Here is a 23640-nt window from a genome sequence, read left to right on the forward strand (position 1 = left end):
TCCCTCAACGTGCGGCCAGCACCGTGCCCCGGCAATCGCCAAAGCCGATGCGGCGCGCGCCCGCTGCTGTGCAAGCACCCCGCAGAATGATGGTGTCGCCATCCTGGAGGAAGGTGCGCACTTCGCCGTTGGCCAAGGTGATGGGCTGCTTGCCGCCCTGGGTCAGCTCCAGCAGCGAGCCGCCCTGCTCCGGCGCCGGGCCGGACAAGGTGCCGGTGCCCAGCAGGTCACCCGCGCGCAGGTTGCAACCGTTGACCGTGTGGTGGGCGACCAGCTGCGCCAGCGTCCAGTACGCGTCCCGCATGTTGGACCGCGACAGGCGCACGCCGCCATCGCCTGCAGCGCGCATGGCGGGCGTTTGCAGCCAGACTTCGAGCTGCACATCCAGCGCACCCCGCGTACGGTTGGCCTCACTGGCTAAGTAAGGCAAGGGCTGCGGGTCGGCGGCGTCGCGCACAAAGGGCGCGCGAAACGGGGCCAGTGCCTCCATGGTCACCAACCAGGGGGACACCGTGGTGGCAAAGTTTTTCGCCAAAAACGGACCCAGGGGTTGGTATTCCCAGGCCTGCACATCGCGTGCGCTCCAGTCGTTGAGCAGCGTGAGTCCGAAGATGGCATCTTCCGCGTCGGCAAGCGCCACAGGCTCGCCCATGCGATTGCCACTTGCTACCCAGGCACCGAGTTCGAGCTCATAGTCGATCCGCGCACTGGGCCCGAAATCCGGCACCATGGCACCCGGCTTGAGCGTTTGCCCCTTAGGCCTGTGAAACTGCTGGCCACTGGCGCCTATGCTGCTGGCCCGGCCGTGGTAGCCGATGGGTACCCACTTGTAGTTGGGCAGCAGCGGGTTGTCCGGGCGGAACAGCTTGCCCACCGTGGTGGCGTGGTGGATGCCGGTGTAGAAGTCGGTGTAGTCCCCCACTTCGCAGGGCAGGCCCAGCTCCACTTCGGTCTGGCGCAACAACGCATCGGCCCAGACTTTTTGCAGGGCGGAGCCCTCGCGCAAACCTTCCCAAATCGCCAGCCGCAAAGCGCGGCGCTGGGCCACAGGTGCGGCCATCAGACGGTGCATGTCGTTGTGGTCAATCAGGCCGGTGGCGTGCAAGTCCAACACGCGGTCGCCAATGGCCACGCCGATGTGCCAGGGCTCCAACACGTTGTGGCGGAAGCGGCCAAAGGGCAGGTTCTGGATCGGGAAGTCGGTGTCCGGCGCGTTGGCGGACTCGACCCAGCTTTGCGTGTCGGGCGCGTGGGTGGCATCCAAGATGTTGGGCACTGTGCTCATGCTTTCGTTCCGAATTCGTTGGCGTGCAAAAAGGCGGCGTGTTTGGGCGCGCGCTTGGTCACGCTCCATTCTTCGAGCATGGCCCATTTCACCTGATCCATTTGCGCCAGCTTGGCCTGTTCGTCGGGGTCCGGGCACGACAACTCCAGCCGGTGGCCGTTGGGGTCAAAGAAGTAAATGCTATGGAACATGCCGTGGTCGGTTACGCCCAACACGTCCACACCTTGCGCTTCGAGGTGCGCTTTGAACTCCAGCAGCTCCGCCCGGTCTTTCACCTTGAAGGCGATGTGCTGCACCCAAGCAGGCGTGTTGGGGTCGCGCCCCATGGGCGGCTGGGTGGGCAACTCAAAGAAGGCCAGTACGTTGCCCTGCCCTGCATCCAAAAAGACGTGCATGTACGGGTCAGGCGCTTTGGTACTGGGCACCAGGTCTTCGGCAATGGCCAGCACAAAGTCCATGTGCAGCATCTTCTGGTACCAGAGCACGGTTTCTTTGGCGTCTTTGCAGCGGTAGGCCACGTGGTGGATGCGTTCTATTTTCATGGTGTCTCCTCGGGTCGCGTGCTGTCGAACTTATGCCACTTCGAGTGCGCCACGGCGCATCTGGTCGCGCTCCAGCGATTCGAACAGAGCCTTGAAGTTACCCTCACCAAAGCCCTCATCGCCCCGGCGCTGGATGAACTCAAAAAAAACCGGGCCGAGCTGGGTTTGCGAAAAGATTTGCAGCAGCAGGCGCGGCTGGCCGCCTTCTGTGCTGCCATCCAGCAAGATGCCGCGGCTCTGTAACTCCGCCACGGGCTGGCCGTGCCCGGGCAGTCGGCCTTCCAGCATTTCGTAGTACACGTCGTTGGGCGCGGTCATCAAGGGCACACCCGCCATGGCCAGCTTGTCCACGGTGCTCACCAGGTCGTCACAAATCAGGGCAATGTGCTGAATGCCCTCGCCGTTGAATTGCATCAGGTATTCCTCGATCTGGCCTCCGCCCTGGCGGGACTCTTCGTTCAAGGGGATGCGGATCTTGCCGTCCGGCGCGGTCATGGCCTTTGAGGTCAAACCGGTGTACTCGCCCTTGATGTCGAAGTAACGGATTTCGCGGAAGTTGAACAAGCGCTCGTAAAAGTCGGCCCAAAAGGCCATGCGGCCACGGTAGACGTTGTGGGTCAAGTGGTCGATGAGCTTCAAGCCATGGCCCACAGGGTGGCGGTCCACACCCTCGATGAATTCAAAGTCGATGTCGTAAATCGACTTGCCGTCTTCATAACGGTCAATCAAATACAGCGGCGCGCCGCCAATGCCTTTGACGGCGGGCAGGTTCAGCTCCATGGGGCCGGGGCGCAGCTCTACAGGCTGGGCACCCAGTTCTAGCGCGCGCTTGTAGGCGTGGTGGGAGTCTTTCACGCGGAACGCCATGCCGCAGGCGCTGGGGCCGTGCTCAGCGGCGAAATAGCCGGCCACGCTCTTGGGTTCGCGGTTGACGATGAAATTGATATCGCCCTGGCGGTACAACACCACATCTTTGGAACGGTGCTTGGCCACCAGCGTGAAGCCCATGCGCTCAAACACGGGCTCGATCACGCCCGCGATGGGCGACGCAAACTCCACAAACTCGAAACCCATCAGGCCCATGGGGTTCTCAAACAAATCGGTAGTGGTGGTGCGCATGGCAAGGCTCCTCGAAAGCGTGTTTTGAAAAGCTTGATTGTGGGCACATGGCGCTGCAATGGGTATGCAAGTTTGGCACCGAACACTCGCCTTATGCATAATTTATGCATGAATTTGAAAAATACCGAAGATTCACTGCTTGATAGCTATGACATCAGTCTTCTTGCTGCACTGCAGCGTGATGCCTATGCCACCCACCAACAGATCGGTGAGCAGGTGCATCTGTCGGCCTCACAGGTGAGCCGGCGGGTGCAGCGCCTGCAGGCTGGTGGCTTTGTGCGGCGCTATGTCGCCCTGCTGGAGCCCCAAGCACTGGGCCTGGGCGTGCGTGCCATGAGCTATGTCACGCTGACCCGCCACGGGGGTGATGAGGGCGCCGCATTCGAGACCGAAATCGGCTCCATCCCCGAAGTGCTGGAGTGCTATTCGGTGGCCGGAGAATCGGACTACATCCTGCACATCGTCTGTGCAGATTTGAGTGTGTTGTCCGAGCAGGTATTGCGCCGCATCACCCGCATTCAGGGTGTGGGCAGCATACGGTCCAACATCGTGCTCAACTGCATCAAGAGCAGCACCGAATTGCCGCTGGGGCACTTGGGGCGATAAGTCCGTGCCCGCTGGACATGGCGGTCCACTATGTGCGATAGCGCACAGACTGCCGTGTGCCCTCATCCACACACTGAGAGGACGAAGTCACAACACATAAGCGGCTGGCCTTTCACTCAGGGAACCCCATGAAGACAGAACTAGATCCGCGCGAGAACGGGCTACTAGCCTCCCTACCCGAGCAGGAGTGGAAACGATGGCAACCCTGCTTGACGCTGATAGATCTGCCACTGGGCAAAGTCTTGTACGAGTCTGGCGTGATTCAGCAGCAGGTCTATTTCCCCACAAATGCCATCGTCTCACTTTTGTATGTGCTCGGAGACGGTGCGTCTGCGGAAATTGCTGTAGTGGGCAAAGAGGGTATTGTGGGAATATCCCTCTTCATGGGTGGCGGCTCCACCCCTAGTCGCGCAGTGGTGCAAAGCGCGGGCAAAGGCTTTCAAGTGAGTTCGGAGTTCATGAAGTCTGAATTTGACCGGTCTGGGCCTGTGATGCACCTGATGCTGCGCTACACCCAAGCGTTGATAACCCAAATGTCCCAAACAGCCGTGTGCAACCGCCACCACAGCTTGGATCAACAGCTCTGCCGTTGGCTGCTTTTGAGCCTGGATCGCTTGAGTGGCAGCGAACTGGTCATGACGCAGGAACTGATCGCCAACATGCTTGGCGTCCGGCGTGAGGGAGTCACCGATGCAGCACTCAAGCTTCAACGGGCAGGGTTAATCAGCTATGCACGCGGCCATATCAGTGTGCTCAACCGACCCGGACTGGAACAACGCACCTGCGAATGCTATGACGTCGTGAAAAAGGAGTACGAACGCTTGCTCCCCCACTCCATAGCCAGCTAAGTGCGCTGAAGTACAGACGGAGATAGTAGATCGCGCTTACAAACACAGCATCAGGCCAAGCGTGGGCAACTTTACTTTGAATCAAAGGGCTCGTATGGCGATACGTATAAACCTTGCGTTGATTCATGACGAAAAACCGGTGACCAAAACCTGCAGCGATTTCCTGTTTGCGCACTGCCCCACCATGCTGGAGGGCCAGCGTCTGGCTGGTGAGACAGACAGACTGCGGGCAGAGCTCGAGTCACTAAAGAGAGAAATCGCCAGTCTGCGTGAAGAGGAGGCTGTTATCCGACATTCCGCTCGACATGACGAGCTCACAGGACTTCCCAACCGCGCTCACTTCGCAGCGTGCCTGGAGGACGGAATAAAGCAGCAGAGCCTCAAAGACGACCGACTAGCAGTCTTTTTTATGGATGTTGACCACTTCAAAGAAGTGAACGACCGTTACGGACACGCGGCAGGCGACGCATTGTTGAGAGTTGTGGCCACCCGTCTTCACCGCGCCATGCGCAAGGACGACATGGTCTGCCGCTTGGGTGGTGACGAATTCGCTTGCCTGCTTCCTGGTGTGTCGGACAAGTCGCAGCTCGCGCGTCTTGCGCGCAAGTTGCTTGCCTCCATTGCAACGCCATGCAATTTGAACGGAGTAATGGTTGACGTACATATCAGCATTGGTATTGCGGTATCACATCCGAACCATAAAAAAAGTCTCAACTTACTTGCCATGGCGGACGAGGCAATGTACGTGGCCAAGCGGTCAAACTCCGGTTATGCCTTTGCCGAGCTTCGCGGACCCTGTGCTTGAGTGGATTCCACCCTTCAGGTCAGGCCCGTTGACCTGCCATGCATGGCCTACACTGGAGCGCCCGCCACCTTTAATTCGTACCATGCGCCATTGGATTCTGGCTATTGCTTTCACCGTTACCGCCATTGGCCCTGTGGCCGCACAGACCACGCGCGAGCTGGCCTACCAATTGGCGGAGACATCGATGGATGACTCCTTCAAGAGTCTCAAACCTGTACTGGACGGCGCCTTCGACAATCTCCAACGCAATGCTGCCAGCAGTGGCAAATCTGACCGGTCGCTGGAAATTTTCATTGAGGAAATGAAAAACGCCTTCAATCGCGAAAACTTCATCAAAGCGATTGCCGAGGTATGGGCTCGCGATATGACGCGCGAAGAACTACAGCAAGCCTTGGAGTTCACCAACTCACCTGTCGGCAAGAAATTCCGCGTCGTGAGCCAGTCAATGAAAGAACCGCGCAACTTGATGCCCATTTTTCTGGATGCTTGTAGTCGCGCCAGAGCGCGGGCGCTCAATGTCGGCATGAACACGGCGGGACTGGATGCAGCCTGCAGCCAGTTCCGCTGAACAGCCAAGGGCTTATGCCGACGCAGTCGCTCCCGTGCGCTTGCCCACGCCCAGTGCCGCGCCCACACTCAGCAACAACACCAGTGCCGCGCCCAGCAGCGTGGAGCCATACCAGCCCCGGTCCATGAACATGCCGAACACCAGCGGAGAAATGGCAAAGCCTGTGTCTAGCCCCGAGTACACCAAGCCGTAGACCCGGCCGGTTGCGCCCTTGGGCGTGGCCTTCTTGATCATCATGTCGCGCGAGGGGCCGCCTATGCCCACTGCAAAACCGGTAATGGCCAACACCACCATGGTGCCGGTCGCCCCCAACAGGCCGGTGCCGCACAGTGCCAGCAGCACCGCACCAGCCGCCATGGCCAGCGCCACCACACGGTCAGAGTGGCGCGACTTGGCCGCCACAAACCCGCCAATGAACATGCCCACCGCGCCGCACAGCATGTAAGACGAAATGGTGAGCGTGGCCGCCTCAAAACTCACCCCGTGCATGGCTTTGAGGATGGACACCGCATAGCTCTGCACCACGGCCAGGGTCATGGTGGAGAGCAAAAAGAAACCGAAGCACCACCACACCACCGGCAGTTTCATAAAGGCCATGTCGTGCTCGGCTTTAGCCGCACCGGCCACCTGCTCCGGCTTGCGGGCGACCGTAGTGTGCAAATGCGCACGCTGAACAAACAACAGGGCAATCACTCCAACGTACATCACCGCTGCCGCCAGATACGCCTGCCGCCAGCCAATGAGTGCGCCCAAGCCCGCAAAAAACACCGGGGCCAGGGCCCAACCCAGATTGCCGGTCAAACCATGGGCACTGAAGGCATAGCCCAAACGCGGGGCCGACACCCGCTGGTTCAGGATGGTGAAGTCCACAGGGTGGAAGGTGGCATTGCCCAGGCCGGCCAGAGCCGCCACGGCGAACAGGCCTGCATAGCCGGTCACCATGGAAGCCGCCACGCAGGCGGCAGCAAACAGGGCCAGCGCCACAAAGAGCAAAGGCCGCGCACCCAGCCGGTCCACCACAAAGCCGGCACAAGCCTGCCCCACACCGGACACCACAAAAAACACCGTCATCAGCAAGCCCAGCTGCGAATAGCTCAGGCCGAACTCCTGCATGAATACCGGAAAAAGCAACGGCAACAACAAGTGCCCGAAGTGCGAGCTGGCATGGGCCAGGCCGACCAGACCGATCACGGTGGCATCTTGTTTGAAAGGCGCTGCGACAGCGGCTGGGGCTTGGAGGGTGGTGGTGGTCATGCAGCCATCGTACGACCGTACGGGTTTTCTGGAATGCGACAAAAAGACAATAATCATCGAAAACCCGCCAAGCCGCCATGAGACGTCCCCACCGCACACCCCACGCCTTGCAACCGGTCCCCAGCGATGCATCGCCCAGCCGACCACCCACGCGCGATCGACCGGTGCGCAGCCGCGGGCGCGCGCTGGCCATGCACGCGCACATCGAGCCGCACCAACACGCGTGGTCGCAGTTCACCTACTGCGCCAGCGGCCTGATGCAAGTCACCGTGACGCAGGGCGAGCGCGAAACCACCTTCATCGTGCCGCCCAGCCGCGCGGTGTGGATCGCGCCGCAGGTGCAACACAACGTGGTGGTGCTGGAGAGCGCCGAACTGCGTACCGTGGACATCGCCCCCGGGGCTCTGCCGCCGGACTGGACCGATTGCCGTGTGCTGGTGGTGAGCACCCTGCTGCGTGAGCTGATTGGCGCGCTACAGGGCAGCCAAGCCGGTGAGCGGGAGAACGCGCTCATGGCCCTCACGCTGGACGAAATCCGCCGCGCTGATATTCAGGACCTTGGCGTGCCCATGCCCCACCCGGTGCATGGCGACAAGCGGCTGCGCGCCCTGTGCGAAGCTGTGCTGCGCGACCCGGCCGAGAAAAACCAGCTGCGCGAATGGGTGGCCGAGGTGGGCGCCAGCGAGCGCACGGTGGCCCGCCTGTTCCGCGAAGAGCTGGGCACCAGCTACCAGCAGTGGCGCACCCAGGCGGTGCTGGCGCACGCCCTGCCCCAGCTCGCCCGCGGCATGCCCATTGCCCAGGTCGCTGCGGCCAGCGGCTACGCCAGCGACAGCGCGTTTTCTGCCATGTTCAAACAGGCCATGGGCCAGGCACCCAGCTATTTCCAGAGCAAGTCGCTATCAAAGTAGGAGCTGCCTGCGCATATTCCATGAGCGCCAGAGTCACTTTTTATATACAACCGGAGCCAACACATGTCCAAGCCCCCCATCGCCATCCGCGCAGCTGACGCAGCGCCCCGCACCAAGCCGTCCAACTACCCCGAGCCCTTTGCCTCCCGCATGACGGGGCGCGAAAAGCGCGCGCTAGGCGATGTGTTCGGGCTGCGCAACTTCGGCGTGAACCAGACCCGCCTAGCACCCGGCGCCATCTCGGCCCTACGCCACCACCACACCAAGCAGGACGAGTTCATCTACATCCTGCAAGGCCACCCCACCCTGCTGACCGACGAAGGCGCCACAGCACTTGCGCCCGGCATGTGCGCCGGCTTTGTCGCCGGCAGCGGCAACGGCCACCAGCTAATGAACCAGACAGAGGATGACGTGGTGTACCTGGAGGTAGGCGACCGAACACCCGGTGACGAAGGCCACTACCCCGACGACGACCTGCAAGCCGTGATGCGGGACGGGGCTTGGGTATTCATGCACAAGGATGGAACGCCATATCCATCCACAAAAACGCCGTAATATTTCAGCGATGAACGCTACCCCGCTCCACCTGCAAACCCCGCTCCTCGAATCCCGCGCCCTCGGCCTCGCCGCACAGCGCACTGTCTGGCTCAAGATGGAGGCGCTGCAGCCGCCCGGCAGCTTCAAGATTCGTGGCATTGGCCATGCCTGCCAGATCCATGCGCAGCGCGGGGCCAAGCGTTTTGTGTCGTCGTCCGGCGGCAACGCGGGCATGGCCGTGGCTTATGCCGGGCGGGTGCTGAACATTCCGGTGACGGTGGTGGTACCGCAGACCACCACAGCCCGGGCGCAAGAACTGCTGCGACTGGAGAACGCCCAAGTGATCGTGCATGGCGCGTCATGGCAAGAGGCTAATGAACAGGCGCTCTCCATGGTGGGGCCGGACGATGCGTTTTTACACCCGTTTGACGACCCGCTGCTGTGGACGGGCCACGCCAGCATGATCGATGAAGTGGCCCGCGCTGGCGTGGTGCCCGATGCGGTGGTGTTGTCGGTAGGCGGTGGCGGTTTACTGTCAGGCGTGGCGGAGGGCATGGCGCGCAATGGCTGGGGGCACGTGCCCATCATCGCGGTGGAAACAGAAGGTGCCGCCTCGCTGCATGCCGCCATGCAGGCGGGGCACACCGTGGCCCTGGACGCCATCACCAGCATTGCCAGCTCGCTGGGTGCCAAGCGCGTGTGCGAGCAGGCGATGCAGTACACGCAGCAGCGCCCGGTGCAAAGCGTGTTGGTATCCGACGCGAGCGCGCTGGAAGCCTGCGAGCGCTTTTTGAATGACCACCGTGTGCTGGTCGAGCCTGCCTGTGGGGCGAGCCTTGCGCTGGCCTATGAAGCGCACCCGGTACTGGCGCCCTACCGCAATGTGCTGTTCGTGGTGTGCGGCGGCGCCACGGCCACGGTGGACCAAATTCGCCAGTGGCGGAAGGTCTGATTCCTTAGGCCTCCAGAGGCATGTGCTATCGAATCAGTAGCTGCTCGCGGATATTCCACGGGCGCTAGCAGCCAACTTTCTCTGAATATCTTCAGGCAGTGACCTGCACACCTTTCCAGAACGCTACGCGGTCGCGGACCATGGCGGCTTCGGGCTTGGGGTCTGCGTAGTACCAGACGGCGTCGATGTTCATTTCGCCGTTCACCATCAGCGAGTAGTAGCTGGCTTGGCCTTTCCAGGCGCAGCTGGTTTTGTGGTTGCTGAACTGCACGTAGTCGCGGTTCAGGCTGCTGGCGGGAAAGTAGTGGTTGCCTTCGACGAGCACGGTGTCGTCGCTCTGGGCAATCACGGTGCCGTTCCAAATGGCTTTCATGGCGGTCTCCGGTGGGGCTAATGAGCTTGCCATTGCAACACAGGCGGCCGCCATGAGCGCCACACGGGGGCAATCGGTTTCGCTTATCCTGTGCCACTACTTGAAAGGCCTCTTATGCGACTGTCCACTCCCCTCCTCCGCCGCACACTGCTGGTGCTGGCCACCGGCCTTTTCGCGATAGGGTCTACCCATGCCCAAAACGCCGTGCGGGTGGGCTCCAAGATCGACACCGAGGGCAAGTTGCTGGGCAACATCGTGGTGCTGGCCTTGGAGGCCAACGGCATCAAGACGGAAAACAAGGTCTCGCTGGGCAACACCAAGGTGGTACGCACCGCCCTGCTGGCCGGTGAAATTGATCTCTACCCCGAGTACACCGGCAACGGCGCTTTCATGCTGGGCGACGAAAACAGCAAAGCCTGGAAAGACCTGCGCGCTGGCTACGAGCTGGCCAAGAAGATGGATTTTGAGAAAAACAAAATCGTCTGGCTGGAACCCGCCAATGCCAACAACACCTGGGCGATTGCGGTACGCAAAGACATCGCCACCGCCAACAAGCTGCGCACCCTGGACGACATGGGCCAGTACATCGCCAAGGGCGGTGCCTTCAAGCTGGCCGCCTCCGCCGAGTTCATGGAACGTGCTGACGCCATGCCCGCCTTCCAGGCCGCCTACGGATTCAAGCTGCGTGCGGACCAGGCATTGGTGCTCGCCGGTGGCGACACCGCTGCCACCATCAAGGCAGCTGCCGAGAAAACATCGGGCGTGAACGCTGCCATGGCCTACGGCACCGACGGCCCGGTGGCCGCGCTGGGCCTGGTAGTGATGGAAGACCCCAAGGGCGTGCAGCCGGTCTATGCCCCGGCGCCGCTGGTGCGTGAAGAAGTGCTCAAGCGCTACCCCGCCATTGCCACCGTGCTGGCGCCCATCTTCAAGTCGCTGGATGGCCCCACCCTGCAAACCCTGAATGCCCGCATTCAACTGGAAGGCCAAGACCCTCGCAAGGTGGCTACTGCCTACCTGCAAAGCAAGGGCTTTTTGAAGTAAGCCGCTGAGTGGAAGAAGCGCCTGCCCACCGCTGGAACCCGGTGCTGGCGCTGTGTGTAGCGCTGGCGCTGGGGGCCGCGTGGGCCCTGCCCTTTGTACGGGTCGCACCGAACCGGCTGCTGTCTGGCGAGCCGGTTTTCCTCACGGACTTGCTCACAACCCACACGAGCTGGGCCGGCGCAGCGCTGTTTGTGGCTTGGCTGTGCCTCGCCATCGCGCGGCCGCACAAACGGTTCACCCAGGCCAGCGTTGCGCTGCTGATGGCCATGAGCCTGGCCGGCCTGTGGCTGCTGGCTGGCCAGCACGCCAGCACGGCCAGCCAAGGCGATAACCCTCTGACCCGTACCGCGCTGGGTGCGGGCTTCTGGACGCTGGCAGCGCTGGCTTGGTTGGCGGCGCTGGACGCGGTCACCCGTTTGCAACTGGCCACCCTGCCACGCTTGGTGATGCAAGGTGCCTTGTTCGTGCCCCTGTTGCTGTCACTGGGCGCGGGGCAGGACTTGTCCATCGCCAAGGAATACGCCAACCACAGCGATGTGTTCGGCCCCGCCATCATGCGCCACCTGCAAATCGTGCTGTTGGCTATTGCGCCGGCCGTGACCATCGGCGTGCCGCTGGCCTGGCGCATGAGCCGCGCGCGGGGGCTGCGTGAGACCTTGTTCCCGGTGCTCAATGTGATTCAAACCATTCCCTCCATCGCCTTGTTCGGCTTGCTGATGGCGCCGCTCGGGTGGCTAGCGGCCCAAGCCCCTGCGCTGGGCCGGCTCGGCATTAGCGGGGTGGGCCTGGCGCCTGCGGTGCTGGCGCTGCTGCTGTATGCACTGCTGCCCATCGTGCGCTCAGCGTTGGCCGGGCTGGGGCAGGTGCCGGAGGCTACTGTCACCGCAGCGCGCGCCATGGGCATGACGCCGCGGCAAGTGCTGTGGCATGTCGAGCTACCGCTGGCCTTGCCGGTGCTGCTGATCGGGCTGCGCACCGCGGTCGTGCAAACCACGGGCCTGGCCGCAGTGACAGCGCTGGTTGGGGCAGGTGGTTTGGGCAGCATCATGTTTGATGGCTTGTTCAGCGCAGCCAACGAGCTGGTGATGCTGGGTGTGATTCCTATCGTGCTGTTGGCGGTGCTGGCAGACAGTTTTTTCAAGATGCTTGGCACCTTGCTGGAGAAGCCCGCCGCATGATCACCTTTGACCACACCTGCAAGTCGTATGACGGCACACCCGCTATCACCGACCTGAACCTGCACATCGCCCAAGGCGAACTGGTGGTGTTGCTCGGGCCTTCGGGCTCTGGCAAATCCACCGCCCTCAAGATGATCAACCGCATGGTCGATCACGATGGCGGCCGCATTCTGCTCAATGGTGAAGAAATTTACAGCTTCAATGTGCAGGACTTGCGCCGCCGCATGGGCTATGCGATCCAGTCGGTAGGTCTGTTCCCCCACTGGACCGTGGCGCGCAACATCGCCACCGTGCCCACGCTGCTGGGCTGGGATGCCGCCCGCGTGCAAGCCCGGGTCACGGAACTGCTGCAACTGCTGGACATGGCCCCCGAGTCATACGCCAGCCGCTACCCGCACCAGCTCTCCGGCGGGCAACAGCAGCGGGTGGGCGTGGCGCGTGCGCTGGCCGCCGACCCCGATGTTCTGCTGATGGACGAGCCCTTTGGCGCGCTGGACCCGGTGACCCGCGCAACGTTACAACTGGAGCTCAAGCGCATTCACCGCGCCACCGGCAAAACCATTGTGCTGGTCACCCACGACATGGACGAAGCCCTGCTCCTGGCCTCTCGAATCGTGCTGCTGAACCACGGCCGCATTGCGCAGGTGGGCACACCGCTGGAGCTGCTGCAACAACCCGCCAGCGACTTTGTGGCCGACTTTCTGGGGCGCGCAGACTTGGGGCTCAAGCAGCTTTCACTGCGGCCGATTGCGCCCTTGGTACAAGCCGTGCGAGGAGCGACACCGACGCATGCCATCGCCGATACCGCCACGGTGCGGGAAGCCATTTCGCAGATGGCAGCGTTAGGCGTGTCGGTGCTGGGGGTGCGCAATGTCAACGGCACCTTGCTCGGCCAGGTGCAGGCTGCCGACTTGCTGGAAGCCCGGCATGGCTGAAGCAATCAAAACCCCGGCTGTGATGGCCGCACACCGCCAAACAGGGCGCCAAAGCCGTTGGTGGGCCGACCGGCTGGCTTGGACCTTGGCAGTGCTGCTGGCGCTGGCCTATGGGCTGCCGTATTCACAACCCGTCTTTGCTGCGCTGTTCCCCACTCTGCCACGCCCGGTGTACCTGCAAGAACCCTTGGCCGGTTTGTTGTGGCAGCACCTTGGGCTGGTGCTGCTGTCCAGTGCGTTGGCTGTTCTCTTGGGCACAGCCGCCGGGTTGGCTACCACGCGGGAGACGGGGCGCGCCTTCAAACCCTTGATGGAAACACTGGCCGCCATGGGGCAAACCTTTCCGCCCGTGGCGGTGTTGGCGGTGGCGGTGCCTGCGGTGGGCTTCGGCGAGTTGCCGGCACTGATTGCCCTCTCACTCTTCGGGCTACTGCCAGTGTTGCAAGGCACGCTGGCCGGGCTTGAGTCGGTGCCACGCCCGGTGCTGGAATCCGCCCGGGCCATGGGGCTGTCACCTCGGCACATCCTCACCCAAGTGCAGATTCCACTGGCCCTGCCTTTGTGGCTTTCCGGCGTGCGCACGTCCGTCATCATCAACATCGGCACGGCAGCCATTGCCTCCACAGTAGGAGCCAAAACGCTGGGCTCCCCCATCATCGTCGGGCTCTCGGGGTTCAATACGGCCTATGTATTGCAAGGCGCACTTCTGGTGGGCCTGCTGGCGATATCGGCGGACCTAGTGTTTGATCGGCTGGCACGGCGACTGCAGTGGGACACCGCAGGCCCAGCGTCAAAATGCTCCTGAATTGATAGCTGCTCGCGCATATTTCACGGGCGCAAGAGCACTCTTTGATCTGAAATTGCGGCGTATCAAGGCGCCAAGGTGCCCTTGTACCTACAGTGGTTGTTTCCCCTTTTCACGGTACAACCCATGAGCTCTTTCGACCACAGCACCCTCATCAAGCAGATCAACGAAAACCTGGGTCCCTTACGCAAGGCACAACCCGAGGCCATGCAAGGATTTGGGCTGTTGGCCAAGGCATCGATGGCGGAAGGCGCCCTGAGCGCAAAACACAAAGAGTTAATGGCGCTGGCCATAGGCATCACCCAGCATTGCTCGGGATGCATCGGCTTTCATGTGAAGGCTCTCCACAAGCTGGGGTGCACCCGTGCTGAGCTGGATGAGATGTTGGCCGTGTGTGTTTACATGGGCGGCGGCCCCGCCCTGATGTACGCCGCAGAAGCCGCTGCAGCCTGGGACGCCATGGCGCCCCAGACGGCTTAGCTGAAGCTGAACTGCCCCGGCGCCAGGATGGGGTCCACCCCCACCTGAATCGTCGATTTGGGCAGGAACTTGCCCTCGAGCAACAACTTGGAGAGCGGGTTCTCAATGCGCTGCTGAATGGCGCGCTTCAGGGGTCGCGCACCAAACACCGGGTCGAAGCCCACCTTGGCCAGCTCGGCCACCGCCGCGTCGCTCACGGCTAGAGTCAGATCCATCTTGGCCAGACGTGCCATCAGCGTGGCCAGCTGGATCTTGGCAATAGAGGCGATGTTAGCGGCATCCAGCGAGTGGAAGACCACGGTCTCGTCGATCCGGTTCAGGAACTCGGGGCGGAAGTGGTTTTTCAACTCGCCGGTGACTGCTTCTTTCACATCCTCGTAGTCCTGGCCCACCATGCTCTGGATGAGCTGGCTGCCGATGTTGCTGGTCATCACGATCACGGTGTTTTTAAAGTCCACGGTGCGACCCTGGCCGTCGGTCAGGCGGCCATCGTCCAGCACTTGCAGCAGCACATTGAACACGTCGGGGTGGGCTTTTTCCACCTCGTCGAGCAGCAGCACGGCATAGGGTTTGCGGCGCACGGCTTCCGTGAGGTAACCGCCCTCCTCATAGCCCACATACCCCGGAGGCGCACCGATCAAACGGGCGACCGAATGCTTCTCCATGAACTCGCTCATGTCGATGCGCACCAGGTGCTCTTCGCTGTCAAACAAAAATCCGGCCAGCGCCTTGCACAGCTCGGTCTTGCCCACGCCCGTGGGGCCGAGGAACAAGAAAGAACCCGTAGGCCGGTTCGGGTCCGACAGGCCCGAACGGGAACGGCGGATGGCGTTGGACACGGCGGCAATGGCTTCTTCCTGCCCCACCACGCGGTCGCGCAGCTTGCCTTCCATTTGCAGCAGCTTGTCGCGTTCGCCCTGCATCATCTTGGCCACCGGAATGCCCGTAGCGCGGCTCACCACCTCGGCAATTTCCTCCGCGCCCACCTGGGTACGCAGCAAGCGATTGGCGCCGCCTGCAGCCGCTTTGCCGGCTTCCTGATCCTGGGCTTCCTTGAGGCGCTTCTCCAGCTCAGGCAGCTTGCCGTATTGCAACTCGGCCACTTTGGCCAAGTCGCCCTTGCGGGTCAGGCTCTCGATTTGGGTGCGCAGCTTGTCGATCTCTTCGCGCACCTGGGCGCTGCCTTGGGCGGTGGCTTTTTCGGCCTTCCAGATTTCGTCCAGATCGGCAATCTCTTTTTGCAGGCTGTTGATCTCTTCGTTGATCAGCTCAAAGCGCTTGAGCGAGGCTTCGTCCTTCTCTTTCTTGACGGCTTCGCGCTCGATCTGCAGCTGGATCAAGCGGCGGTCCAGCTTGTCCATGACTTCAGGCTTGGAGTCCAGCTCGATCTTGATTTTGGAGGCAGCCTCGTCAATCAGGTCGATGGCCTTGTCCGGCAAAAAGCGGTCGGTGATGTAGCGGTGGCTCAGCTCGGCAGCAGCCACGATGGCCGGGTCGGTGATGTCCACGCCGTGGTGCACTTCGTAGCGCTCTTTCAGGCCGCGCAGAATGGCGATGGTGGCTTCCACCGTGGGCTCGCCGACCAGAATCTTCTGGAAGCGGCGCTCCAGCGCGGCATCCTTCTCGATGTATTTGCGGTACTCGTCCAGCGTGGTGGCGCCTACGCAATGCAGCTCGCCACGCGCCAATGCCGGCTTGAGCATATTGCCCGCGTCCATGGCGCCCTCGCCCTTGCCGGCGCCCACCATGGTGTGCAGCTCGTCGATGAACACAATGGTCTGGCCTTCGTCCTTGGCCAGGTCTTTGAGCACGTTCTTCAGGCGTTCTTCAAATTCGCCACGGAACTTGGCACCCGCCAAGAGCGCCGCCATGTCCAGCGAAAGCACGCGTTTGCCCTTGAGGCTGTCGGGCACCTCGCCCTCCACAATGCGCTGGGCCAGGCCTTCGACGATGGCGGTCTTGCCCACACCGGGCTCGCCGATCAAGACGGGGTTGTTTTTGGTGCGGCGTTGCAGCACCTGGATGGCGCGGCGGATTTCGTCGTCCCGCCCGATCACCGGGTCCAGCTTGCCCATGCGGGCGCGCTCGGTCAGGTCTATGCAGTATTTCTTGAGGGATTCGCGCTGGTCTTCTGCGTCCGAACTATCCACCTTCTGGCCGCCACGCACGGCGTCGATAGCCGCCTCCAGGCTCTTGCGGGTCAGCCCGTTGGTGCGGGCCATTTGCCCGGCGTCGCCCTTGTGGTCCGCCACGGCCAGCAAAAACAGCTCGCCGGCAATGAACTGGTCGCCACGCTTGATGGCTTCTTTCTCGGCCGCCTGCAGCAGCGACACCATATCGCGCCCCACGGTGACCTGCTCATGGCCTTGCACCTGCGGCAGGCGCTTGATGCCGGCCTCGGCAGACGCCAGCAAGCCCGCCACATTAACGCCGGCCCGGTTCATCAAGGCCTTGGGCGCATCGTCGGTGCGGATCATGGCCGCGAGGACGTGCACAGGCTCAATGAAGGCGTTGTCATGGGTGAGCGCCAGGGTCTGAGCTTCGGCCAGCGCTTCCTGGAATTTGGTGGTGAGTTTGTCGATTCGCATGGTGTGACCCCCGTGTGTTCTGAGATTAACCCCCAGCTTGGGTCCGCGGGGGTGGATTTCAAGCCTGCCAACGCCGAGACCTTGATCCAGCACAAATCCAGAGCTCAAAGCTGCACACATCCGATAATGGAGGCGCACCCTGTTTTACCCGATTTCCTCCATGCAGATTCACCAATTCCAAGTCAGCTACGTGGCCGAGCACGACCGTATTTTGGTACGCATGAACTCGCCCGAGGGGGAAGAGCAACGCCTGTGGCTGACCCGCCGGATGCTGCGGGGCTTGTACCCGCATTTGGCAAAAACATCCGAACAGCTGGCCTTGCCGAACCCCACGCCTGCGGGCCATGACGGGGCAGCGCAGCATGCGGTGGACGCTTTCCAGCGGCAGGAATCCTTGCAACAGGCCGATTTCGATACGCCTTTTCAATCCCGGCGACCCCTGTTGAGTGACACAGACCAGCCCTTGCTGGTCACTACCGCGCACATCCAGTTGCAGGGCGCAGACATGCTGTCGGTGCGGTTTGAGGAAACACAGCCCGGCGCTGCAGAGTCACGCCAGCTGGAAATCAACATGGGCAGCGACACCCTGATTGCCCTGCTGCATGTGATCGGCCTGGCCATGCGCAACAGCGACTGGGGAATTGACCCACCCAAAGGCTTGGAGCCCACCCTGCCCATCATCCAGGAGATCGAGACGGACGCTCAGCCCTCCGAGTGGGACGCTTTTGCCAACGCAGAGCCGCCCAAGTACCTGAACTGATACCCGGCCAGCCCCTCGGCTCAGGCGTTAGGCGCCGTGATACCCCAGCGGGCCAGGGCCTCGTCATCGCTCACGCGGGCGTCCACCCAGTGCGCGCCTTCAGGCGTGGTCTCTTTTTTCCAGAACGGCGCCTGGGTCTTGAGGTAGTCCATGATGAATTCGCAGGCCTGAAAACTCTGCCCGCGATGGGCCGAGGTCACTGCAACCAGCACCACCCCCTCAGTGGGTTGCAACACCCCTACCCGGTGCACCACGCGGGCGCCGTAGATGTCGAAGCGGGCAAACGCGGCGTCCACCATGGCTTCAATCGACTTCTCAGTCATACCGGGGTAGTGTTCCAGCTCCAGGGTCTGCACCGAACCGGCTGCACCGGGGGTGTTGCGGTCGCGCACGGTGCCGACAAAGCTGCACACTGCACCCACGCGCGGGTCGGCAGCCTGCAGCTGACTGATTTCCAAGCCTAAGTCGAAGGCTTCGGTCTGGATACGAACGCGGGGCGTTGCGGGTGTGGGATGGGCCATGGGCAGATTGTGGCACCGTGGTAGCATGCCCGCATGTTCGTAGCTCACACCCCCATGCTCTCTGCCGCACCCGCGTGCGCAGGTGCGTTGTGCGCGAACAAATCCAAAAAGCCGAAGCTCATTTGACCGGAGCTGCGGTTCCGTCCTCAAATGAGCGATGGAACTGCTACACAGGCACCCTACCCTTTTTTTGCACCTCCCGCCGCGCGTTTGTCGATGGTTCTTCCATCGGTCTTTTCCTCGAAAAGGATGTACGTATGCGCGAGTTGACTCCTGATTTTTCCGGCCTGTGGATTCCACTGGTCACCCCCTTTGAGCGTGGAGCGGTGGACCACCCCGCCCTTTACCGATTGGTGCGGCACCTCGCGAACCAGGGGGTGGCAGGTTTCGTGGTGTGTGGCTCCACCGGCGAGGCCGCTGCCCTCAGCCCTCGGGAACAGCTGGCGGTCTTGGACACCGTCCGGTCCGCGGCAGGTGACTTGCATCTGGTGATGGGCCTGTCGGGCTACCACCTGCCGGAGACTCTGGAATGGGTGCGCACCCTAAATAGCCGCGGATTGCACGGCATTCTGGTACCGGCACCACACTACATCCGCCCCAGTCAGACAGGCCTTATTCAGTGGTTCGAGGCGATTGCCAATGTCAGCACATCGCCGGTCGTGATCTACGACATTCCCGCCCGCACGGGGAGCACGCTGGCGCTGGAGACACTGCGGACCTTGCCGCAGCACCCGCGCATCGTGGCGATCAAGGACTGCGGTGCTGACGACATCAAGACCCAGTATCTGATTGCGGATGGAGCCCTTCAGGTATTGGCGGGGGACGATAGCCGCATCTTCAACACCGTGGCGCTGGGAGGCGCTGGCGCTATCGCGGCGGGCGGCCACCTGCACACGCAGCGCATGGTGCAAGTCATTGCCTTGCTGCGGGCCGGGGAACTGCAAACGGCCCGGGCACTTTGGCGCCCTTTGCTGCCCTTGCTGAATGCTTTATTTGCGGAGCCCAACCCAGGGCCCTTGAAGGCGCTGATGGCCCATCAGGGCCTGCTATTGAATGAACTGCGTGCGCCAATGGATGCAGCATCCGAAGGCTTGACTGCACGACTGCAGGAAATCAGCGACGGGATACCTGCGCTGGTGGCGCAAACCCAGGCCGCTTGATCAGCCGCCCGTGACCGGGGGGAAGAACGCAACTTCGCACCCCTCTGTCAGGGTGGCGTCCGGGCCGCTCATGACCTGGTTGAGGGCCATGCGGACAGACCGGTTGGTGTCCAGCGCTTCGGCGCCGGCACCGCCGCGCGCCAGCAATTCAGACCGCAGCGCACCCAGAGTGAGTGCCTGTGTCTCCAGCACTTCGCTGGAGGTGCCCATGGCCTCGCGCATGGAGGCAAAGTAGCGGATGGTGACTTTCATCGCAGCAACTCGCTAAAGGGGATGTACTGCACGGTTTGGCCATACAAGATCGGTTGCCCGGGTGGGACATCGACCACACCATCCCCCCAGACAGCGGAGGTGAGAACGCCGGAGCTCTGGTTGTTGAACAGGTCCAGCCCGCCATTGGCATTGCGACGCACCCGCAAAAATTCGCGGCGCTTGTCGGCTTTGGGCCAATCGAAATCTGCGCGAACCGCCATGCTTTTCATGGCAAGGTCACGCACACCTTGCAGGCGCAACAAGAACGGCCGCACCAACAGCAGGAAGGTCACGTAGCTGGATACCGGGTTACCGGGCAGCCCGATGAAGTGCGCCGCGCCAATGCGCCCGTGCGCAAAGGGTTTGCCTGGCTTGATGGCGATCTGCCACAAATCCAGCGTTCCCAGGCTTTGCACTGCGGGCTTGATATGGTCTTCCTCGCCCACCGACACGCCACCGCTGGTAAGAATGACGTCGTTGTCAGCTGCTGCACCCTGCAGCGCTGCGATGGTGGCGGCACGGTTATCCGGCACGATGCCCAGATCCGCCACCTCACAGCCCATTCGGCGCAGCAGATTGAGCAGGAAAAAGCGGTTGGAGTTGTAGATGGCGCCGGGGGGCATGTCCTGCGGGGCGACGGTGCCGGGCATGACCAGCTCGTCCCCGGTCGAGAACAAGGCCACTCGCGGCTTGCGCACTACTTCCAGATGCGCCATGCCGATGCTGGCAGCCAGGCCCAATTCAGCCGGCCCCAAGCGGGTACCCGCGGGCAACACGCAATCCCCACGCTGCACGTCTTCACCCGCATGGCGGATGTACTGGCCCGGCAAGGGCGTGGTGCTGACCCGGATGGTCTCGGGCTGGCCATGGCGCTCGTCGTGGATAGGCGTGCAGTCTTCCTGCATGACCACCGCATCGGCTCCGGGGGGCACCGGTGCACCGGTGAAAATGCGGGCCGCCGTGCCGGCTTGCAGATGTTCACCGACCGAGCCGGCGGCAATCCGCTGCGTGACCCGCAGCTCGTGGGAGCCGCGCAAAAGGTCTTCGGCATGCACGGCATAGCCGTCCATGGAGCTGTTGTCGAAGGCCGGCACTTGAAGGCTGGACACCACGTTCGTGGCCAGCACCCGGCCGTCTGCCTCAAAAGTGGAAACCTGTTCGGTCGCCGTCAAGGGCACCACTGCTGCCAGCAACTGCGCCAGCGCATCGTCCAACGGCAAAAGAGGCTTGCGAGGGGCGCTGGGTGCAGAAGTCATTTGCTATCTATTCAGGAGCTACTCGCGCACATTTGACGGGCGCAAAGCAGCGTTTTCATACACAAGTCAAACACACTCACGCTCAATGAGCGCTTTGATGGCGGGCACGTCCGCATCCATCACCAGCACGCGCTTGGGCAGGGCTTCGATGCCTTCAAACTGCGACGGGCGAACGGGGTCACGACCCAAGGCCTCGACCACGGTGGCCGCGAACTTGATGGGCAATGCGGTTTCCAACACCACCATGGGCACGCCGGCAGTCAGGTGCTCCAAGGCCACCTTCAGGCCATCGGCGGTGTGGGTATCGATCATCATGCCGTGCTGCTCGTACGTGGCACGAATGGTGTCCAGGCGGTTGGCGTGGGTGCTCTTGCCGCTCACAAAACCGTACTTGGCAGCCGCTTGCGCGAAGACGGGGTCGGCGCTCAGGTCGAACTGGCCGGTCTGGGACAGGCCTTCGCCGAACAGCGCCTTCACTCGCGCACCGTCGCGGCCCAGCAGGTCAAACACAAAGCGTTCGAAGTTGCTGGCCTTGGAAATGTCCATGGAAGGGCTGGAGGTCTCATGCGTGTCTGCAGTGCCGCGCACCCGGTACACGCCGGTGCGGAAGAACTCGTCGAGCACATCGTTTTCGTTGGTGGCAACCACCAGCTTGTCGACTGGCAAACCCATCTGGCGGGCCACATGGCCGGCACACACGTTGCCGAAGTTGCCGCTGGGTACGCTGAACGACACCTTTTGGGCATTCGACTCGGTTGCCTGGATGTAACCGGCAAAGTAGTACACCACCTGGGCCAGCAAACGCGCCCAGTTGATGGAGTTGACCGTACCAATCTTGTACTTGCGCTTGAACTCGAGGTCGTTGGATACCGCCTTGACGATGTCCTGGCAATCATCAAACACGCCCTTGATGGCGATGTTGTAGATGTTGGCGTCCTGCAGGCTGAACATTTGTGCCTGCTGGAACGGGCTCATGCGGCCGTGCGGGCTGGTCATGAAGACGCGCACGCCCTTTTTGCCACGCATGGCGTGCTCTGCGGCGCTGCCGGTGTCGCCACTGGTGGCACCCAGAATGTTGAGCTCTTCGCCGCGGCGGGCCAGTTCGTATTCGAACAGGTTGCCCAACAGCTGCATGGCCATGTCCTTGAACGCCAGGGTCGGGCCGTTGGAGAGCGCTTCGATCCAGACGCCGTCTTGCAGGTGGCGCAAGGGCACAATCTCGCCGGTGCCGAACACTTCAGCGGTGTAGGTCTTGGCGCACAAGGCACGCAGGTCGTCGGCGGGAATGTCGTCGATGTACAGCGACAGGATTTCAAACGCCAGCGTGGCGTAGCCCTGCTCGTGGTAGACCTTGCGCCAGCGGGTCAGCGTAGCGTCGTCCACTTGCGGATAGGCCACCGGCATGTAAAGCCCGCCGTCCGGCGCCAGGCCTTCGAGCAGGATTTCGCAGAAGCGTTTGCGGTCTTGCGTATTGTTCGATACAGCGCGGGTAGAGAGATATTGCATGGGGCAGTGTCCTGATTACGCCAGCTCTTCCTTGCGGATGCGGGTGATGGGCTGCAACACGGTGGGCAGCGCTTGCATCTGGGCGAGAGCCGCGTTCATCTTGGCTTCTGCGCAGTCGTGGGTCAGGATGATGACGTCGGTCTGGGTGGCTGCTTCGCCGCTGATCTCATCCGCTTCACGTTGCAGCACGGCATCGATGCTGATGCCGGCCTCGGCCAGCAAACCGGTGACCTTGGCCAATACACCGGCCTCGTCGGCCACGCGCAGGCGCAGGTAGTAGCTGGTCACGACTTCGCTCATGGCCACCACGGGGGTGTTGCTGATGGCGTCGGGCTGGAAAGCCAGATGCGGCACGCGCTGGGCGGCATCTGCGGTGTGCAGGCGGGTGATGTCCACCAAGTCGGCAATTACGGCGCTGGCAGTGGGCTCAGAGCCCGCGCCCTTGCCGTAGTACAGCGTAGTGCCCACGGCGTCGCCATGGGCCATGACGGCGTTCATCGCGCCTTCCACATTGGCGATCAGGCGTTTGGCCGGTACCAGTGTGGGGTGCACCCGCAGCTCAATGCCGGCAGACGTGCGCTTGGTAATGCCCAACAGCTTGATGCGGTAGCCCAGTTGCTCGGCGTATTTGATGTCGGCCGCGCCCAGCTTGGTGATGCCTTCCACATAGGCCTTGTCGAACTGCACAGGAATGCCGAAGGCAATCGCGCTCATCAAGGTGACTTTGTGTGCGGCATCCACGCCTTCGATGTCGAAGGTAGGGTCGGCTTCGGCGTAGCCCAAGCGCTGGGCTTCCTTGAGCACAACGTCAAAGTCCAGGCCCTTGTCGCGCATCTCGGACAGGATGAAGTTGGTGGTGCCGTTGATGATGCCGGCAATCCATTGAATACGGTTGGCCGTCAGGCCTTCGCGCAATGCCTTGATGATGGGAATGCCACCGGCCACTGCCGCTTCAAACGCCACCATCACGCCCTTGGCGGATGCAGCGGCAAAAATTTCGGTGCCGTGCACGGCGAGCAAGGCCTTGTTGGCAGTGACCACATGCTTGCCGGCCGCAATGGCTTCGAGCACCAGCGCCTTGGCAATGCCGTAGCCGCCGATCAACTCGATGACGATATCGATCTCGGGGTTGGCAATGACGGCGCGCGCGTCGTTCACCACCTTCACATCGGGGCCGACGACGCTTTGGGCACGCGCCACGTCGAGGTCAGCCACCATGGTGATTTCGATACCGCGGCCGGCACGGCCCTGGATTTCTTGCTGGTTGCGCTTGAGCACATTGAATGTGCCGCTTCCCACGGTGCCAATGCCGAGCAGGCCTACTTGTATCGGTTTCATATCGTTCTTACGTAAAA

General features: G+C 62.1%; 25 protein-coding genes. 14 read left to right on the forward strand and 11 right to left on the reverse strand.

Going from position 1 to position 23640, the window contains the following annotated elements; genetic code table 11:
• Positions 1-4: 4 nt before the first annotated feature.
• Genes fahA through hppD form a run of 3 tightly spaced genes read right to left on the reverse strand, consistent with a single transcriptional unit; the run spans position 5 to position 2946 of the window.
• On the reverse strand, positions 5-1285 hold the full coding sequence (fahA, locus tag ACOAP0_RS01380; protein ID WP_498375913.1) for a fumarylacetoacetase: 1281 nt from the start codon (positions 1283-1285) through the stop codon (positions 5-7).
• Positions 1282-1827, reverse strand: a complete 546-nt coding sequence (locus ACOAP0_RS01385) for a VOC family protein (protein WP_498375912.1) — start codon at positions 1825-1827, stop codon at positions 1282-1284. The genes fahA and ACOAP0_RS01385 overlap by 4 nt, the downstream gene beginning before the upstream one ends.
• A gap of 30 nt (positions 1828-1857) precedes the next feature.
• The gene (hppD, locus tag ACOAP0_RS01390; protein WP_498375911.1) at positions 1858-2946 is read right to left on the reverse strand and encodes a 4-hydroxyphenylpyruvate dioxygenase; all 1089 of its coding nucleotides are present in this window, start codon (positions 2944-2946) and stop codon (positions 1858-1860) included.
• A gap of 108 nt (positions 2947-3054) precedes the next feature.
• Between hppD and ACOAP0_RS01395 the strand changes: the two genes are divergently transcribed.
• The 4 genes from ACOAP0_RS01395 (at position 3055) to ACOAP0_RS01410 (ending at position 5773) form a co-directional block, all read left to right on the forward strand.
• Entirely contained in the window at positions 3055-3552 is a 498-nt protein-coding gene (locus ACOAP0_RS01395) for an Lrp/AsnC family transcriptional regulator (RefSeq protein ID WP_498375910.1), read from the forward strand.
• Positions 3553-3680: 128 nt separating this feature from the next.
• Positions 3681-4400, forward strand: a complete 720-nt coding sequence (locus tag ACOAP0_RS01400; protein WP_313866738.1) for a Crp/Fnr family transcriptional regulator — start codon at positions 3681-3683, stop codon at positions 4398-4400.
• Between the two features lie 61 nt (positions 4401-4461).
• Positions 4462-5205, forward strand: a complete 744-nt coding sequence (locus ACOAP0_RS01405; RefSeq protein WP_498375909.1) for a diguanylate cyclase domain-containing protein — start codon at positions 4462-4464, stop codon at positions 5203-5205.
• Between the two features lie 82 nt (positions 5206-5287).
• Positions 5288-5773 carry a DUF2059 domain-containing protein gene (locus tag ACOAP0_RS01410; protein ID WP_498375908.1) on the forward strand — a complete coding sequence of 162 codons (486 nt, stop codon included), beginning with the start codon at positions 5288-5290 and terminating at the stop codon, positions 5771-5773.
• Between the two features lie 12 nt (positions 5774-5785).
• Here the strand turns inward: ACOAP0_RS01410 and ACOAP0_RS01415 are convergent, their stop codons facing one another.
• The gene (locus ACOAP0_RS01415) at positions 5786-7027 is read right to left on the reverse strand and encodes an MFS transporter (RefSeq protein WP_498375907.1); all 1242 of its coding nucleotides are present in this window, start codon (positions 7025-7027) and stop codon (positions 5786-5788) included.
• A gap of 77 nt (positions 7028-7104) precedes the next feature.
• Between ACOAP0_RS01415 and ACOAP0_RS01420 the strand changes: the two genes are divergently transcribed.
• The 3 genes from ACOAP0_RS01420 to ACOAP0_RS01430 all read left to right on the forward strand — a co-directional run bounded on the left by ACOAP0_RS01420 (position 7105) and on the right by ACOAP0_RS01430 (position 9427).
• Complete coding sequence (locus ACOAP0_RS01420) at positions 7105-7938, forward strand: AraC family transcriptional regulator (RefSeq protein WP_498375906.1); 834 nt, start codon at positions 7105-7107, stop codon at positions 7936-7938.
• A 63-nt stretch (positions 7939-8001) separates the two neighbouring features.
• On the forward strand, positions 8002-8493 hold the full coding sequence (locus ACOAP0_RS01425; RefSeq protein WP_498375905.1) for a cupin domain-containing protein: 492 nt from the start codon (positions 8002-8004) through the stop codon (positions 8491-8493).
• 10 nt (positions 8494-8503) lie between these two features.
• The gene (locus tag ACOAP0_RS01430) at positions 8504-9427 is read left to right on the forward strand and encodes a pyridoxal-phosphate dependent enzyme (protein WP_498375904.1); all 924 of its coding nucleotides are present in this window, start codon (positions 8504-8506) and stop codon (positions 9425-9427) included.
• A 91-nt stretch (positions 9428-9518) separates the two neighbouring features.
• On the opposite strand, the gene ACOAP0_RS01435 is transcribed toward ACOAP0_RS01430, so the two are convergent.
• Entirely contained in the window at positions 9519-9800 is a 282-nt protein-coding gene (locus ACOAP0_RS01435; RefSeq protein ID WP_087494170.1) for a DUF427 domain-containing protein, read from the reverse strand.
• Between the two features lie 114 nt (positions 9801-9914).
• On the opposite strand from ACOAP0_RS01435, the gene osmF reads away from it, so the two are divergent.
• From osmF to ACOAP0_RS01460, 5 genes are all read left to right on the forward strand, one after another.
• Positions 9915-10844 carry a glycine betaine ABC transporter substrate-binding protein OsmF gene (gene osmF, locus ACOAP0_RS01440; RefSeq protein ID WP_313866745.1) on the forward strand — a complete coding sequence of 310 codons (930 nt, stop codon included), beginning with the start codon at positions 9915-9917 and terminating at the stop codon, positions 10842-10844.
• A gap of 8 nt (positions 10845-10852) precedes the next feature.
• Positions 10853-12022: an ABC transporter permease gene (locus ACOAP0_RS01445; RefSeq protein WP_498375902.1), complete on the forward strand. Its 1170-nt coding sequence runs from the start codon at positions 10853-10855 to the stop codon at positions 12020-12022.
• On the forward strand, positions 12019-12957 hold the full coding sequence (locus ACOAP0_RS01450) for an ABC transporter ATP-binding protein (RefSeq protein ID WP_313877844.1): 939 nt from the start codon (positions 12019-12021) through the stop codon (positions 12955-12957). The genes ACOAP0_RS01445 and ACOAP0_RS01450 overlap by 4 nt, the downstream gene beginning before the upstream one ends.
• Complete coding sequence (locus ACOAP0_RS01455) at positions 12950-13762, forward strand: ABC transporter permease (protein WP_498375901.1); 813 nt, start codon at positions 12950-12952, stop codon at positions 13760-13762. The genes ACOAP0_RS01450 and ACOAP0_RS01455 overlap by 8 nt, the downstream gene beginning before the upstream one ends.
• A gap of 126 nt (positions 13763-13888) precedes the next feature.
• On the forward strand, positions 13889-14242 hold the full coding sequence (locus ACOAP0_RS01460) for a carboxymuconolactone decarboxylase family protein (protein ID WP_322562635.1): 354 nt from the start codon (positions 13889-13891) through the stop codon (positions 14240-14242).
• Here the strand turns inward: ACOAP0_RS01460 and clpB are convergent.
• Entirely contained in the window at positions 14239-16830 is a 2592-nt protein-coding gene (clpB, locus tag ACOAP0_RS01465; RefSeq protein WP_498375900.1) for an ATP-dependent chaperone ClpB, read from the reverse strand. The two genes, ACOAP0_RS01460 and clpB, sit on opposite strands and share 4 nt — an antisense overlap.
• 160 nt (positions 16831-16990) lie before the next feature.
• Here clpB and ACOAP0_RS01470 point away from each other — a divergent pair, with 160 nt between their 5' ends.
• Positions 16991-17590, forward strand: coding sequence for a hypothetical protein (locus ACOAP0_RS01470; protein WP_498375899.1), 600 nt, complete (start codon positions 16991-16993; stop codon positions 17588-17590).
• A gap of 20 nt (positions 17591-17610) precedes the next feature.
• Here the strand turns inward: ACOAP0_RS01470 and ACOAP0_RS01475 are convergent, their stop codons facing one another.
• Complete coding sequence (locus tag ACOAP0_RS01475; protein ID WP_498375898.1) at positions 17611-18111, reverse strand: molybdenum cofactor biosynthesis protein MoaE; 501 nt, start codon at positions 18109-18111, stop codon at positions 17611-17613.
• 257 nt (positions 18112-18368) lie between these two features.
• Between ACOAP0_RS01475 and dapA the strand changes: the two genes are divergently transcribed.
• Entirely contained in the window at positions 18369-19271 is a 903-nt protein-coding gene (dapA, locus tag ACOAP0_RS01480; RefSeq protein ID WP_498375897.1) for a 4-hydroxy-tetrahydrodipicolinate synthase, read from the forward strand.
• On the opposite strand, the gene moaD is transcribed toward dapA, so the two are convergent.
• From moaD to ACOAP0_RS01500, 4 genes are all read right to left on the reverse strand, one after another.
• Positions 19272-19523: a molybdopterin converting factor subunit 1 gene (moaD, locus tag ACOAP0_RS01485; protein WP_498375896.1), complete on the reverse strand. Its 252-nt coding sequence runs from the start codon at positions 19521-19523 to the stop codon at positions 19272-19274.
• Positions 19520-20779, reverse strand: coding sequence for a molybdopterin molybdotransferase MoeA (locus ACOAP0_RS01490; protein ID WP_498375895.1), 1260 nt, complete (start codon positions 20777-20779; stop codon positions 19520-19522). Before ACOAP0_RS01490 ends, moaD begins: the two co-directional genes overlap by 4 nt.
• Positions 20780-20845: 66 nt before the next feature.
• Entirely contained in the window at positions 20846-22285 is a 1440-nt protein-coding gene (gene thrC / locus ACOAP0_RS01495; RefSeq protein WP_498391292.1) for a threonine synthase, read from the reverse strand.
• A gap of 15 nt (positions 22286-22300) precedes the next feature.
• Positions 22301-23623, reverse strand: a complete 1323-nt coding sequence (locus ACOAP0_RS01500; RefSeq protein ID WP_498375893.1) for a homoserine dehydrogenase — start codon at positions 23621-23623, stop codon at positions 22301-22303.
• Positions 23624-23640: the final 17 nt, after the last annotated feature.

It is taken from the genome of Curvibacter sp. Hmag1.1 (assembly GCF_059769165.1).